The following is a 14,202-nucleotide window of genomic DNA, read 5'->3' on the forward strand; positions in this document are numbered from 1 at the left end:
ATGCTCCGGTTGGGATTTGAACCCAAGTCGAAGGAGTGAGAGTCCTACATGATTGGCCGAGCTACACTACCGGAGCGCGGATGGGGGGTGGTTGTTACTATCATTTAAGGCTTTTGGCCCTGTAGAAAGCAGTCGCAACACTCCTTCAGTGCGCACTCCTCATGCTTCGGCCCACGGGCTCGACAGATCTGCCTCCCGTGGCGGATCAGGTTCAGGTGAAAGGAGTGGTAGCACTCCTGGGGCACAATCCTCTCCAGGGCTTTTTGCGCCTTCTCCGGCGATAGGTTTTCAGTAACCAGGCCCAGCCGCCGCGAGACCCGGAATACGTGGGTGTCCACGGGCATGAACGGCATGCCAAAGGCAAAGAGCAGGACGATCGACGCCGTCTTCGGCCCAACGCCGGGCAAGTCCAGGAGGTAGCTCATGGCCTCGTCCTTATCCATCCCCTCCAGAAAGCCGATATCCATCGCCCCCCGGTCCCTCTTTATACTGAGGAGGACCTCCTGTATCCGCAGGGCCTTGATATTCGCCAGACCCCCCTCCCGGATGCAGTCCGCTACCTCTTCCGTTGGGGCCAAAAGGAGCGACTCATAATTCCCGTAGTCCCTCTTCAGATTGGCGAACGCCCGCAGGCTGTTGATATCGCTGGTATTCTGTGAGAGTATGGTCATCACCAAAAGGTCCAGAGGATCGATATGATCCTGCAGGGGAACGCCATACTCCTCCTCCAGAATACGAATGCAAGCTAGAACCTTATCGCCGACCTTCTGCTTTGCCATCCCTGCGGAGACTGGCTCCTTTTGCCTTAAAGCTTATTGCGAACAACCAGTCAGCAAAAATTTATCAACCTGTGAATTAAATAGAGAGCAAATGGATTTTGTGGACATCTACCCCTTTCTAGTGGCCATGCTAATTGGAGCTCTCATCGGCACTGAGCGCCAGCGCCGTCTGGCGGAGGAGAAGGTCCGGGGCGTAGCAGGCCTGAGGACCTTCATCCTGATCTCCCTGTTAGGCGCCCTGTCCGCCACCCTGGCCGCCCAGTATGGATCCCTCTTTGCCGTCGGCGCTCTCTCCTCATTTATCATTCTGGTGGCGGTGGGCTACGCCTCCGCCGTCAGCTCCCTGGGAAGGATAGATCTCACAGCCGCCGTGGCCGCAGTGGTTGCATTCGTCCTGGGAATGCTCAGCAGCAATCCTGATAAGATCGCCCTGGCCGTCTCCCTGGCAATCATCACCACCTGGATCCTGGCCACCCGGACGGTCACACACCGCTACGTCGAGGCCTTGAACGAGGCGGACCTGCTCGACACCCTCAAGATGGGAATAATCGCCCTGGTGATCTATCCCATACTGCCCCTGGAGGCCGTCGACCCCTGGAGGGTGATCAACCTCCGCCAGATCTGGCTCTTCGTGATCCTGGTCAGCCTGATAGGCTACACCGGCTACATCCTCATCCGCATCCTGGGGGCGGAGAGAGGCCTTACACTGACCGGCATCCTGGGAGGCCTGGCCTCGAGCATCGCCGTCACCTCCTCCCTGGCGGAGGAGTCGAAGATCAATCCCCAGCTACTATCCTCCGCCGTCTTCGCCACGGCCATCGCCAGCAGCACTGTCTTTCCCCGAGTCTTTTTCATCGCCGCAATAGTAAACAAGGAAGTTTTGCCAGACCTTTTCATACCCCTCCTGACCATGACCGCTGTAGGCGTTGCCCTTGCCTACATATCTCACCGCAAAAGCCCGCCCCAGGGGGGCGAGGTGAAGGTCTCCGATCCCTTCCGCATCCTCCCCGCCCTCAAGCTGGGCTCGCTCTTCGCCCTGGTCCTGATCATCTCCCGCCTTGCCGGCCTGTACTTTGGGGATACGGGAATCTATGCAGCCAGCATACTCTCAGGTCTCGTGGATGTCGATGCCATCACCCTGAGCATGGCCACCTTAGCCCGGTCGACCCTTACTCCCAGCATGGCTGCCACCTCCATCACCCTGGCGGTGATCGCCAACACCCTGGTGAAACTGGGAATGGCTTATCTCCTGGGGAGCAGAGAATTCGGCAACCGGACAGCGGCAATCCTTCTGCCCATGGCCCTGGCTGGAATCCTCTCAATGCTCCTGATCTAAAGAGATCTTGATATAATATAGGAAAAAGAAAAGATGGGCCCGACGCGGTTCGAACGCGTGATCCCCGCCGTGTAAGGGCGATGTCATAACCAGCTAGACCACGGGCCCTGCCCCTTTACTATCTGCTCGTCATATTAGATCTTATCGCTTAGCCCGGGCGAACAAGCCCGGCCGGCTGCCGGGCTGCTCGCGACCTTTTGGGCTATTCTGAGGTTTCTCAACCGCCTTATTCAGGACCTGGTTTTTCGCTCCTCCTCTCCGCGGATGAACATTCCCGTCCGGGTCTCATCCAGCAGCTTTTTCGAGGGCTTGGCCGTGGCCAGGCTGACCACGATCATCGCTGCCACTGAGATGACAAATCCGTACATGCTGGGGTGCATGGGCATGGGGGCGATGAACTTGGCATAATAGCTGAAGGCGAACGTCCCCACCAGTCCCAGGATCATCGAGGCCAGAGCCCCCTCCCGAGTGGCCCGCCGCCAGTACAGCCCGGCGAACAGCGGTGTTACAAAGCAGGCCAGCATCACTCCGATGGCCATCCAGATCAGCCAGGCCAATAGCTCCGGGGGATTGGACCAGGCCAGGTACAGAGTGATAACCGTAGAGGCGACTATCGCCGCCCGGCTGAGCAGGGTGATCGACTTCTCCGAGGCCTCCTTGTTGATGAACTGCCGGTATATGTCCCAGCTGACATAGCTTCCTATGGTCAGCATCAAGCGGTCGGTTGTGGACATCACAGCGGATAGGACTATCACCGCCACCAGAGGGGCGAATATCCCCGGAAAGACATACTCCGAGGCCACAATGAAAGAGTAGTCTGCAGGATTGGAGACCCCGGTAGGCATGGCAATCATCCCCTCCTCGGCCATCGATCGGGCAGCAAACCCGGTGATCTTGCAAATGTACATGATCACCGCATAGATGACGAAAGCGGCAAGGGGGGCCCACTTGAAGTACCGGTCCTCTCTTGCGGCCAGCACATTGTTTACCACATGAGGAGCTGCTGCCAGGCCGAAGGTGAGCAGGAAGAAGAAGGAGACCAGGTACATGGGGGTCATGAAGGCATAGCCGGCATAGGGCGGGTGGACCTGGGGATACCACAGGTGGGTCATATTGACATCCATCTCCGCTAAGACGGTATTAACATGGGTCAATCCGCCGGCAGCATCGATCACCGCCGGACCGACGAGCAGCACCCCCAAGAGAATCATCATCCCCTGGATCAATGAGGCCATGCCGATGGCATACAGCCCTCCCAGGATGGTGTAGCCCATGACGATGACCGCACCGATCACCAGAGCCCACTGATAGGGTATCTTGAAAAGCCATGACAAGACCATGCTGATGGAGATGTACTGGCCCACCAGATAGATGATGGAGATGAAAACCCCGATTATGGCGGATGTTCCTCTGATCCCCCGGGGGCTGTAGAAGCGGTGGGCAAAATAATCCTGCATGGTCACATAACCGGTCTTGGCGGCGACCGCGTGAAGCTTCGAGCCGAAGAACAGTATGCACACCGCAGCGCAGAGGGGGACGAATATCTGCTCCCAGATGCTCGGCCAGCCGGTGGCATATCCCAGACCCGCCACCCCCAGGATGGTCATGCCGCTGCAGATGCTGGATACCACGAGAAGAGTGAAGGTCCAGAATCCCAGGTTCCTTCCCGCCACCAAGAAGTCCTCGGAGTTTTTAATCTTCTTGGAAGCGAAAGCTCCAATGGCGATGAGCCCTATGAAATAGACAGCAACAACAACCAACGTGGTAATATCCATATCCATCACCACCTCAAAGCCCATATCAGGAGCAGAATCGAGATGAATACTGGTACAATGATGATTCCTATGAACGTCTCTGTCGGTAGTCCTAAGATCAGATTAATCCCTCCATAGTGTTACGTGTGAGCATGGTTCAGATTGAGGATCTAATAAAGCTAACCGTTCTGAACTGAGGGTGTTCAACTTCATAGCAGCGCGGAGTCCCCATCGTTCACGGTGGGGAGGAGCGCGTGCGAATATCCTCACCTACAATAACTTTATATGGCATTGAGTGAAACATACCTGATAATGCAGCTCATAAAGACCATTGTCCTGAAGCTAGATGTGCCAGATAATGATCTAGCCGAGCTGCTAGCAACTTTCTCTCGCGGCATGAATTATGCCTCACAAATTGCGTTCGACATCGGTAAGCCCATTGGAAGTGGACAGCTCCAAAAAGCGACTTACAAGCATCTACGGAACAATCTTAACCTGAAATCGCAAATGGCTTGCAACGTGGCCCGCCAGGTATCAGGAGCTTACAAGACACTTCAGAGTCAGATCGACAAAAAGGAGTCTGAATGGCAACTCCTGGATTTCGATCCAACATCCGCAACATTCTCGTTTGAACGCGATTTCGGCATATCTGGAGATACATTGAGCATAACCACACTGGCAGGGCGCAGGAGATACAAACTCCTGAACTATCGATATGCTCAGAGATACTTCGACGGGTCCTGGAAATATCTAGCATCCAAGCTTTGTTTACACAAAAACGGAGCTTACTTTTTCCATTTGGCCTGTGCGAAGGATATTCCAGACAGGAATATAGTCGATGCATCCACTTTCATGGGGGTAGATGTTGGCATTAATTGCCTGGCGGTTGCATCTACCACAGACAAGCAATGCAAGTTCTTCGCAGGTGGTGAGATCAAGAACCACAGGAACATCCGATCCAAGGAACGCCGGAGATTACAGAAGGCAGGTGGTCGTTATTTGGGCACTCGGTCCTCTATGAGAACTCTCAAAAAAATAGCGGGCCGAGAGACACGGTTCATGACCGCCGTTAATCATAAGGTATCCAAGGACCTGGTGAAATTCGCTACAGATAACGGTGTTTCGGCAATCGGTATGGAAGATCTGACGGATATCAGAAAGAGAACGGAAAACAAGGTCTCTACAGAATTCAGGTACGAGCATAGCAGTTGGGCATTCAGGCAACTACAGGCTTTTGTGGAATATAAAGCCAAAGAAGCCGGGATAGCTGTAATTTACATAAATCCTGAATATACTTCCCAAACCTGCCCCAGATGTAACCACATCAGCCGAAATAACCGCCGTGGTGTAGCCTTCCGATGCGAAAAATGCGGTTACGAGACCCATGCCGATAGAGTTGGTGCTATGAACATCGAGCACCGAACACGAGATTTGAGGTATATCCTTGAGTCTCAGGGTGGTTTAGTCAGCCCACCAGACGCGACACGACTTTTTGCGTAGTCGCAAGCCGCGCCCTTCAGGACGCGGTAGTTGACCTGAGAGCTTTTATAGTGATCTCGCCACATCTTGAGGGATGAGCGAGCTACTTTCCACCTCCGGCAACAGACTTCTGGGGCTTTGCGATGACGCCTCTAGAGCTGTGACCTCCTCTATCCGGGATATGATCGGCACCGCGTCCGGCGGGCAGATGGTGAACATGGGTGCAGACGGCACTCCCACCAAGGTGATCGACCGCGCAGCAGAGAATGCGGTCCTGGATGTGTTGCAGTCGTCGGGCATGGGCTTTTTGGTGCTGAGCGAGGAGAGGGGAGAGGTGAGGATAGGCGAAAATCCCGACCATTTCCTTCATCTCGATCCCCTGGATGGGACATTCAACGCCATTTCTGGCATACCATTCTACGCCCTGTCAATCTACATCAGCGGGGATGATTGCCGGCTGGGATACATTTATGATCTCGCCCGAGGGCAGAGATTCTATGCTGAAGCGGGCAGAGGGGCTTATGCCGGATCGGGAGAGGGGATATGCGTATCCCGGAATGAGGACTTCAAGAATTTCAGCATCTCTGCCTATACCATCAGGCCTAACACCGGCCGCATAACTGGAATAGGAAACAGGGTTAGGAGGATTCGAACCTTGGGGAGCGCTTCCCTGGAGATGGCGCTGGTCGCCAGGGGAATGCTGGATGCATTTGTCGATTTGCGGGGGATGATGAGGGTGGTGGATGTGGCTGCTGGTATCCTGATCATCGAGGAGGCGGGTGGAAGGGTGTCTGATTCAGATGGAAACAAGCTCCAGATGGCAGGAGACATGTGGCAGAAGAGGTGTCTCGTCGGCTCCAATGGCCGGCGGCATGAGGATCTGCTTAAGCTAATAGACGGTGGTTGCGATTAAGATCGGATTTGTCTCCCGCAGGGAGGAGGAGTCTGTCTTGCTGGCAGAGAGGCTCATGGATGAGATCGAGTCCTGGAATAGCGGTGTGCGGATCCTGGCAGACGAGGATCTCGCCCTAAAGATTGGAAGGCCGCCCTCATCCGTTCAGGAGATGGAACGGCAAAAGGTGGATTTCATTGTCTCCATAGGAGGAGACGGCACCATACTCAGGACTATTCATAAGATGGCAGATCCGGTGCCAATACTGGGGATAAACATGGGCACCCTGGGCTTTCTAGTGGATGTGGAGCCTGCGGATGCTCTGGAGACTATAAAGCGCCTGCTTTCGGGATTCGTGGTGGACGAGCGTTCCCGGCTGAAGCTGCTATTGAACGGGGTCTGCATGCCCCGTGCCACCAATGAGATCGCCTTTTTAACCGCCAGCCCGGCCAAGATGATAGAGTTCGAGATCCTGGTTGACGGCTCCCTGATGGAGGACTTCCGGGCGGATGGGGTGATCATAGCCACTGCCACCGGCTCCACCGCTTATGCCATGTCCGCCGGAGGGCCCATCGTCGACCCCCGGGTGGATGCCATCGTCCTGGTTCCCATGGCCCCCTTCAAGCTCTCCAGCCGCCCCTGGGTGATGCCCGGGAACAGCGTCATCGAGGTCCGGCTCAAGCTGCCTGAGAAGGAGGCGCTGGTGGTGGTTGACGGCCAGAGCTCGACGAACATATCCACTAAGGATTCAATAGTGATAAGCAAAGCCAAGACCCCGGCCAGGTTTGTGAAGGCTGCAAAGGACGGCTTTTACGCCAAGGTGAAAAGCAAGCTGGCCTAGGCAATCAGGCAATCGAGCTGGCTCTCAATTCGCCATATCATGCTAATGCCGCCAGCCTTCAGCCCACCTCTCTTTTAAGCATCAGCGTGGCAGCGATGAACATCAGCATGAAGAAGGCTCCCAAAAAGATGAGATCCGGCAAGATCTGATACAACGATGCTCCCTTGAGCATTATCGCCCTCAGGGCGTCGCTGGCATAGGTCAGGGGCAGAATGTTGGAGATGGGGCGGAGGAAACCCGGAACGGACTGAACCGGCCAGAACACCCCGCACAGCACTATCTGAGGAATGATTACAATGGGGATGAACTGCACCACCTGAAACTCGCTTCTAGCGAAGTTGGATACGAACGAGCCCAGAGCAAGTGCGCCTGCGCCCAGCAAGAGGATTATGGCGAAAGCATCCAGAGGGCTTCCCTTCATTGGCACGCCGAATAAATAGATCACGATCAAAAGAGTGGTTGCCGACTGGATAATGGCCACCAGGCTGAAGCCCAGGATGTAGCCGGAGACGATCTCCACCCGGCTCAGGGGCGAGACCATGAACTTCTCCAGCGTCCCCAAGGTCCTCTCCCGGAGAAAGGATATGGCGGCGATGATGAATGCGAAGAAGAATGCCACCAGGCCTAAAATCGCCGGGCCGATGGTATCGATCATCTCCAGGTCGTAGCCGAAGATGTAGCGAGTGATGATGGGCGGATATGAATCGGTCCGGATCGACACCTCCCTGCTCACTCCGGTCTGCACCGCAGCCATAACCCTCTCCGAGATCTGCAGGCTGCTGGAGTCAAGCAAAACCCCCACCTCTTCTGGCTGGATGACTACCGCACCATCCAGCCTGCCCTCAGAGATGAGCTTCTCTGCGTCCGACTGCGAGCCAAGATAGAGGATATCGAAGTCGTCTAAGGATGCGATGTAGTCACGCAACGGTTCATGGCCTCCGCCGTCCACCAGACCCAGCTGAACCCCTGTCATCTCTCCGGAGAGGGCATAGCCGAAGAGTATCATCAGGACGACAGGAGCGAACAGGATCAGGCCGATGGTGCGCCGGTCTCTTTTAAGCTGACGGACGACCCTCAGGGCAACAACGCCCACACGCTCCGGTTTTGGCCTTTTCATGCCCCCTCCGAGAGGCGCAAGAAAGCCTCCTCCAGCCTGGGCTCAGAAAGCCTGATATCCCGGGGAGATATCTGGGCCAAGACATCTTTGATCTGAGCATGGCTCTTGAGGGTGACCGTCACCACCCCACCATCGATCTCTGCCTCAAATCCCAGCGACTGCAGCAGAATAGCATCATCCTCCGGCTGGGCCAGCCAGAGACGGAGCCTGGGCCCCAGGCCTGCCTGGTTCAAAATCTCCTCCGGGCTGCCCTGGGCGGCCATCCTTCCCGCCCGCATGTAGCCCACCATCTGGCACCGTTCCGCCTCATCCATGAGGTGGGTGGTGATGATCACCGTCTTTCCCGCCTCGGCCATGCTCTGGAAATACTCCCAGAAGGTCTTCCTCAGGCGGGGGTCTATCCCTACAGTGGGCTCGTCAAGCAAGAGCAGCTCAGGCCGGTGGACGAGGGTACAGGCCAGTGAGAGCCTCTGGTACATCCCGCCGGAGAGGGCTCCTGCCAGGCGTTTGCGGTGTTCGGAGAGGTCGACCATTCTCAGCAGCTCTTCAATCCTGACCTCTCGATCCTGCCCCTTTATGCCATAGAGCCCAGAATAAAACTCCATGTTCTCCTCCGCCGTCAGGTCGGGATAAAGGGCCTTATGCTGGGTCATATAACCGATCCGGGAGTAGATCTCCTCCACACGAGAGACAGGCTGGTCCAGGACCCTCAGCTCTCCAGCATCCAGGCGGAGCAGCCGGACTATGGCCCGGATGAATGTGGTCTTGCCTGAGCCGTTGGGCCCCAGGAGGCAGTATGTCACCCCACGGGGAATGTCCACATCCAGCCCGTCCAATACCCGCAGCTGCCCGAAGCTCTTGGTCACGCCACGAGCCGATACTGCCGGACCTGCACCGACTGCCATGGACCTCAGGCCTTCTTCCTTCTGCGAACGGCTAAAATCAGCACCGCAGCCAGCAGGGCGAGAAAAAGTAGAATGGCCAATGCCCATTCCCGTCCTCCCTCCTCAATTCTCAGATAGGCGTTCTCCCAGTCGGTCAGGTCGTCCCGGCGGCTGTCGGAAAACTGGAAGAGAATCCTTAGCTGGTAGTTCTTGCCGGGAAGGGCGTCCTTGGAGACGTCCAGCTTATAGAGAAGCTCTGCCTCCTCCTGGGGTTCCAGGGAAGGGATGGGAGACTCGTCAACGCTCACATACAGGCCGCTTTCCGGACGAAGACGGGCGACGAGGTCAGTTGCCCGGTCGTCCCCCACATTCTTCACCCTTATCCGGACCACATTCCCTTCTGAGCCCGGCCGAAGGGAGGTGGGTGTGACATTTAGGACCTCAAATTGGGCACCGCTTCTCCTCTCGACAATCAGGTCGATGGGAATTGTCTGGCTGAGGGAATCGTACCAGTAGTATACGTCCGGATTTTCCGGCCGGTCATCATCCTCTTTCACCGCCACGTCCTTCTGATAGGTGTAGTTGACTAGAGCGGCCAATTGGTAGCTGCCGGGGAGGGCGTTCTCAAAAGCCTCCAGGGGGAACTCCAGCCGGGGGGAGGTCTGGCCCTCGCGGATGTTGCCTGGAAAGGCCACCGAACGCTTGATATCTATTGCGCTCTCATTCTCTGCCCGGAGAAGAACGGAGACATCCTGGGCCACAGTCCTCTGCTTTTCCAGCTCCAGCTCCCTCTGAGCTGCCAGGATCTCCTCCCTTTTGTTGGCTGCTGGCTCCTCGTTTATCTCAAAAGAGGTTATGCGGCCCCGGTTGGTCAGGGTCATGGTGAGGACGGTCGCCTCCCCCTGATAGATGCGAGACATGTCCAGGGATGCGGTCAGATTCGGGGTGCCGTAGACCTTGTAGTAGTCGGCTGAGAACCTCTCTGGCGGGATGGGGGCACCACTCTGGGCCGCCAGAGCAGGCGGGATCGAGGATAGAGATAGAATCAGATATGCAGCTAAGGCGATCCAGAAGAGGGGCAGGGCGGCATGAGGGGAGGCGTCATTCTCCAATCTGCCATTTAGTCCTTTGCCAATCATGGGATCATTCCTCCTCCTGCAGGCCTTGATCGGGCCATGACAAAAATCCGAATAAGAGTATGATGCTTTTGCTATTTGGAGATTGCCATCTCTATTGGCCTCTCATTCCTCGCAGCGAAACCGAGGCCTGAACATGGGCACCCTCCGCCGATACTCCTCGTATGTCTTTCCGAACTCCTCTTTCAGGGATCGCTCCTCATGGAGGGCACCGAGATAAAAGTAGAATGTGGCCATGATATTGAAGGTCAGAAGATTCATGGTCATGATCGGGCTGCTCCAGAGGAAGAGAATGGCAAACAGGAAGAGCGGGTTTCTCAGGTGGCAGTAAAAGCCACTGGTCACCAGAATTTTCTCCCCGCCCGGTCGAAGTAATCCCTCCAGCCCCAGGAAATCCAGAACGCCTGTCTGGAAAAGGGTGATCAGCAGCATGGCTGCGGCCAGGAGCTGGGCCGCGGCCATCAGCCCAAAAGCCGGCCAGGGAGCGATGTAGATGACCTCATCCGGCAGATAGAGGAGGATAAAGACGAATGGCAGCAGCATAATCAGGGCCAGCAGATTGAAGGCCAGCCGCCCCCAGCGGTCCAACGCCCCGCACGCTCTCTCCTTTGCCCATCTCTTGAACCGGGGATCGGCCAGGAGGCTATGAACAGAGGCAAAAACCAGAAAATACGCCGCCATGGCCAATGCACTTGATCCCATATCTGCTCGAACTCCGGAAGGGTCTGTTCAGGGCCTCATTTCAGGGGGAGGTAGAATAAGACATCCTCATCGGGAATGCAGGCCACGGACAGGCCCTGCCTCTGCAAAAGCACAGAGACCGCTTCCATCAGCTCCAGGATGCATTGGTTGTGCCTTTCCACGCATATGCCCTTGAAGTCTTCAAAGCCTCCGGTGACCAGGTCCTCACCGAACTCCATCTGGGGGAGGTTCACCTCCAGCTCCGTCAGCTCCTCAAGACACAGGCCGCTACTTGTGGCCACCTGATCCAGCATCTCCATATACTGATCATAATCCATGGCATAGACCACTCCCCGCACCAGGCCGGATTGGTCCTCCTTCGATCTGGCCATGTAGAGGGGCAAGCCCGATATGTCTATCTCCTCAGGTGGCTTGCCGCTAGCGATATCTTCTGCCGCCCTCTGCATCACCCTGAGGATGTCATCCAGGCCCTCCAGAACCTTAGAGGCTACATGATCCAGCTCTTCTCTGCTTTTAGCAGTAGTCATTTGGCCCTCTCCATCATGTTTTACCGGGATCTATTCCCGCCCAAGATCTCGGGGGAATTGTCCTGCAGATCCTCTTCAAAGCGTTGCCCATGGTGACGTTCATATCTTGAAGCTAATAGAATTTACGTTTATTGAGAGGCCAGGGATGGTCATGCTGCCGATCTTCTCTTCTGGAAAACCAATATAAACTCGCACTATAAACAAAGCCAAAATCCTCTGGAGGCCAAAACTATTGATCAAGCACATTGTCATGTTCAAGTTCAAGGACTTCTCTTGTGGCAGGAACAAGCAGGAGAACATCCTTTTAGTGAAGGAATCGTTGCAGTCCCTTCCCCCCATGATCAAGGAGATAAAGTACTTTGAGCTGGGGGTCAACATCATTCCTGCCAGCAACGCTTATGATCTGGTGCTGCTCTCGGAGTTCATGAGCCCCGAGGAGCTGGTAAGCTATCAGAAGCATCCTGAGCACGTCAGGGTGGCGGAGGTGGCGGGCCAGGTCTGCGAGTCCAGGATTGTGGTGGACTATACCTGCTAATTCAGTCCTTCAGCCCTCTGAGAAAGTGGCCGTGGGTAATTCCACCCAGGGCCAGGGGCAGAATCCTCTCCTTCAAATCCAGCAGCCCCTCCTTTAAAGGCGCAGGATCAGTGGCCATTAGCCTTTCGGTCAGCTCTATCGCCAGGTTATAGGCCCCTGTCACCTCCCGAGCATAGCTTTCCGTCCGCCCTCTGGCATCCAGTGATACCCCGTCCAGTCCTATCCGGCAGATCTCGGGCAAGAGGTCGATCAGGCAGGTCTCGGCGGAGTTGAAGATATGGGTCCTGCCTTCATCATCCACCCACAGGGGAAAGATGTGCTTGAAATCCTGCAGGCCCCAGAGCTCCTCAGAATATCTTCCTTTAGCCAGTTGGGGGATAGAGTCTTCGGCCACCATCACCTCCAGGCTGCCCTGGACGACCAGCTCCAGATTGGGGGTGCCGTCACGGTCGGGCAAAGCCCGGATGGCGGAGACTGCATCCTTAAGCTGGCGGCTGGATAACTCCGGGGAGAGGGTGAGCCAGCAGAACTGGGGTGCAAGGGCCTGGGCCGTCAGGTGGTTCCATACGTTCAGCCCGGATCCGCCATAAATCGGCATTTCGGGCATCTTCTCTTTGATCGCCCAGGCAGGGCCGACGTTCTCCACCATGATCCCGTTCACCTGGACTTCGGAGAGCAGGGGCAGGGCAAGGTCAATGAAATCATCCCGAGTGATTCGTGGCCACTTCCAGATCAGCTCTGCCTTGCCGCATAGCTCTTTTGCCTCCAGAAGCTGGGCCAGGATCGTCTCTTTTCTATCCTTATATCCTCGCCCTTTTTCCATCAGGGGCTCGAAGTATATCCGACGAGATCCGCCGTCTACTGCACCCTTCAATATATCCAGGCGGTCGGCATAGACGGACAATTTAGGCCTGCTCCATTCCTCCCCAGCCCTTCTCGCCGGAAGCTCGAGCTTCTGGAGGCGATCCTTCGCCTCCCTGATCCGGTCAGATGGTGGCCGGCGTCTCTCCAGTAATGCCTTCTCCAGCCCGGCCAGAAGATCGCGGCGCAGCTGGTTTAAGGCTCCCGGAGGAGAGAAGAGCCCACCAGGATAGTCCATCTCTACCCTCCTGGCCACAAAGGGGGTGCCTCCAGTCTTTCTCATCTGGGACTCGATCTGCTCTGGGGTCAGAGGCCTATTTACAGCCTCCCCCATCCTGGATTCTCCTCGGGCCACCGCCAGCTCGCCGCTATCCAGCCGGCCTTCGGCAACTGGAATTCCGTCCTCCCAGGTGAGGCGGATGTTCACGGGAATAGAAGCCCTCTCCCTGGCTGCGATCTCCTCTGCCCTCCTGGCCAGGGCAGTGCTGCCGGTGAGAAATACTCTGGCCCCAGGACGGACTCTATCCGGGGTCCTGAGTCGTACCAGGCCGTCCTTTTCGATGGCCTTCTGCACTACCAGGCCCATCTCCTGGCCCGGAGACTGGAATACCAGGCCGTCCCCTTTTTCTGGCACAAGTGAAGCGCAAAGACGGACTGCTGCCTCGCCTCTCTGGGGATCATAGGAGGCCACGCTTCCTATGAGGACCCCCTGATTGTCCGACATCCCTCTGCCCATGACATCCTTTGCCCCCAGCAGGTGGCCTGTGGTGAAGTCGCGGTTGAATGCCAGGGCGAGGTCTCTCTCGTCCTCTTTCGAGGGCGACCAGCTGCCGCGGGCGATGCCGTCCAGTGCCCTCCGGTAGATGCTGGTGACGATGGCCACATACTGGGGGGACTTCATCCTCCCTTCGATCTTCAGTGACTGCACGGGCGAGCGGACTATCTTATCCAGATGCCTGTAGACGCAAAGGTCGCGAGTGGAGATGATATAGCTCTCCTTCTGGGCCACTGCCTGCAGGCCCTCTGGCCGGCCGTATTCGTCCTTTCTGCCGTGCATCAGGACATACGGTTTCCTGCAGGGTTGGGCGCACATCCCCCTGTTGCCGCTCCGCCCGCCGATGGCCGAGGAGAGAAGGCACTGGCCAGAGTAAGAGTAGCAGAGGGCTCCGTGCACGAATACCTCCAGGCCAAGTCCCGCCTTTTCCATCTTCTGTCCCCATCTTTTAATCTCTTCTATAGTGACCTCTCTGGCCAGGACGACCCTATTGAAGCCACCCTGGGCAGCATAGAGAGCACCAGGGAGATTGTGAATGGTCATCTGAGTGGAGGCATGCCTCTCCAGATCTGGAACAAGCCGGC

The 14,202-nt window shown here is 56.3% G+C and carries 13 protein-coding genes and 2 tRNA genes; 5 read left to right on the top strand and 10 right to left on the bottom strand.

The window, feature by feature from the left end; genetic code table 11:
• Position 1: 1 nt before the first annotated feature.
• Both BP727_RS12040 and BP727_RS12045 read right to left on the bottom strand, forming a co-directional pair.
• A tRNA-Glu gene (locus tag BP727_RS12040) sits at positions 2–76 on the bottom strand.
• A 28-nt stretch (positions 77–104) separates the two neighbouring features.
• Positions 105–779: an endonuclease III domain-containing protein gene (locus BP727_RS12045; protein ID WP_286859007.1), complete on the bottom strand. Its 675-nt coding sequence runs from the start codon at positions 777–779 to the stop codon at positions 105–107.
• Positions 780–870: 91 nt separating this feature from the next.
• Here BP727_RS12045 and BP727_RS12050 point away from each other — a divergent pair, with 91 nt between their 5' ends.
• A complete protein-coding gene (locus tag BP727_RS12050) occupies positions 871–2,115 on the top strand; it encodes an MgtC/SapB family protein (RefSeq protein ID WP_286859008.1) in 1,245 nt (414 codons plus the stop codon).
• A gap of 34 nt (positions 2,116–2,149) precedes the next feature.
• Here the strand turns inward: BP727_RS12050 and BP727_RS12055 are convergent.
• Together BP727_RS12055 and BP727_RS12060 are read right to left on the bottom strand one after the other, a co-directional pair.
• A tRNA-Val gene (locus BP727_RS12055) sits at positions 2,150–2,223 on the bottom strand.
• Positions 2,224–2,345: 122 nt separating this feature from the next.
• Complete coding sequence (locus BP727_RS12060) at positions 2,346–3,896, bottom strand: sodium:solute symporter family protein (protein ID WP_048133104.1); 1,551 nt, start codon at positions 3,894–3,896, stop codon at positions 2,346–2,348.
• A gap of 285 nt (positions 3,897–4,181) precedes the next feature.
• On the opposite strand from BP727_RS12060, the gene BP727_RS12065 reads away from it, so the two are divergent.
• The 3 genes from BP727_RS12065 to BP727_RS12075 all read left to right on the top strand — a co-directional run bounded on the left by BP727_RS12065 (position 4,182) and on the right by BP727_RS12075 (position 7,081).
• Positions 4,182–5,369, top strand: coding sequence for an RNA-guided endonuclease InsQ/TnpB family protein (locus BP727_RS12065; RefSeq protein WP_013719657.1), 1,188 nt, complete (start codon positions 4,182–4,184; stop codon positions 5,367–5,369).
• Positions 5,370–5,442: 73 nt separating this feature from the next.
• Entirely contained in the window at positions 5,443–6,261 is an 819-nt protein-coding gene (locus tag BP727_RS12070) for a bifunctional fructose-bisphosphatase/inositol-phosphate phosphatase (protein WP_286859009.1), read from the top strand.
• Complete coding sequence (locus BP727_RS12075; RefSeq protein ID WP_276837847.1) at positions 6,248–7,081, top strand: NAD(+)/NADH kinase; 834 nt, start codon at positions 6,248–6,250, stop codon at positions 7,079–7,081. Before BP727_RS12070 ends, BP727_RS12075 begins: the two co-directional genes overlap by 14 nt.
• 58 nt (positions 7,082–7,139) lie before the next feature.
• On the opposite strand, the gene BP727_RS12080 is transcribed toward BP727_RS12075, so the two are convergent.
• From BP727_RS12080 to BP727_RS12100, 5 genes are all read right to left on the bottom strand, one after another.
• Complete coding sequence (locus BP727_RS12080; protein WP_013719660.1) at positions 7,140–8,198, bottom strand: ABC transporter permease; 1,059 nt, start codon at positions 8,196–8,198, stop codon at positions 7,140–7,142.
• Positions 8,195–9,103, bottom strand: a complete 909-nt coding sequence (locus BP727_RS12085; RefSeq protein WP_286859011.1) for an ABC transporter ATP-binding protein — start codon at positions 9,101–9,103, stop codon at positions 8,195–8,197. The genes BP727_RS12080 and BP727_RS12085 overlap by 4 nt, the downstream gene beginning before the upstream one ends.
• A 5-nt stretch (positions 9,104–9,108) precedes the next feature.
• On the bottom strand, positions 9,109–10,221 hold the full coding sequence (locus BP727_RS12090) for a COG1361 S-layer family protein (RefSeq protein WP_273466967.1): 1,113 nt from the start codon (positions 10,219–10,221) through the stop codon (positions 9,109–9,111).
• 102 nt (positions 10,222–10,323) lie between these two features.
• The gene (locus BP727_RS12095) at positions 10,324–10,920 is read right to left on the bottom strand and encodes a methyltransferase family protein (protein WP_273278267.1); all 597 of its coding nucleotides are present in this window, start codon (positions 10,918–10,920) and stop codon (positions 10,324–10,326) included.
• A 35-nt stretch (positions 10,921–10,955) separates the two neighbouring features.
• Positions 10,956–11,447, bottom strand: a complete 492-nt coding sequence (locus tag BP727_RS12100) for a hypothetical protein (RefSeq protein ID WP_273278268.1) — start codon at positions 11,445–11,447, stop codon at positions 10,956–10,958.
• A gap of 232 nt (positions 11,448–11,679) precedes the next feature.
• Here BP727_RS12100 and BP727_RS12105 point away from each other — a divergent pair, with 232 nt between their 5' ends.
• Positions 11,680–11,982, top strand: coding sequence for a Dabb family protein (locus BP727_RS12105; protein ID WP_273278269.1), 303 nt, complete (start codon positions 11,680–11,682; stop codon positions 11,980–11,982).
• Position 11,983: 1 nt separating this feature from the next.
• On the opposite strand, the gene BP727_RS12110 is transcribed toward BP727_RS12105, so the two are convergent.
• Positions 11,984–14,202: U32 family peptidase (locus BP727_RS12110; RefSeq protein ID WP_286859016.1), on the bottom strand; the 2,219-nt coding region annotated here is incomplete at its 5' end.

This window comes from Methanosaeta sp. UBA356 (genome assembly GCF_002496465.1).
In the GTDB taxonomy this organism is placed as follows: Archaea; Halobacteriota; Methanosarcinia; order Methanotrichales; family Methanotrichaceae; genus Methanothrix; species Methanothrix soehngenii.

Bases quoted from the DNA above. Each gene is read 5' to 3' on its own strand.
- BP727_RS12070 (WP_286859009.1), top strand. From the start codon at position 5,443: ATGAGCGAGCTACTTTCCACCTCCGGCAACAGACTTCTGGGGCTTTGC.
- BP727_RS12065 (WP_013719657.1), top strand. From the start codon at position 4,182: ATGCAGCTCATAAAGACCATTGTCCTGAAGCTAGATGTGCCAGATAAT.
- BP727_RS12045 (WP_286859007.1), bottom strand. From the start codon at position 779: ATGGCAAAGCAGAAGGTCGGCGATAAGGTTCTAGCTTGCATTCGTATT.
- BP727_RS12090 (WP_273466967.1), bottom strand. From the start codon at position 10,221: ATGATTGGCAAAGGACTAAATGGCAGATTGGAGAATGACGCCTCCCCT.
- BP727_RS12085 (WP_286859011.1), bottom strand. From the start codon at position 9,103: ATGGCAGTCGGTGCAGGTCCGGCAGTATCGGCTCGTGGCGTGACCAAG.
- BP727_RS12080 (WP_013719660.1), bottom strand. From the start codon at position 8,198: ATGAAAAGGCCAAAACCGGAGCGTGTGGGCGTTGTTGCCCTGAGGGTC.
- BP727_RS12095 (WP_273278267.1), bottom strand. From the start codon at position 10,920: ATGGGATCAAGTGCATTGGCCATGGCGGCGTATTTTCTGGTTTTTGCC.
- BP727_RS12060 (WP_048133104.1), bottom strand. From the start codon at position 3,896: ATGGATATGGATATTACCACGTTGGTTGTTGTTGCTGTCTATTTCATA.
- BP727_RS12100 (WP_273278268.1), bottom strand. From the start codon at position 11,447: ATGACTACTGCTAAAAGCAGAGAAGAGCTGGATCATGTAGCCTCTAAG.
- BP727_RS12050 (WP_286859008.1), top strand. From the start codon at position 871: ATGGATTTTGTGGACATCTACCCCTTTCTAGTGGCCATGCTAATTGGA.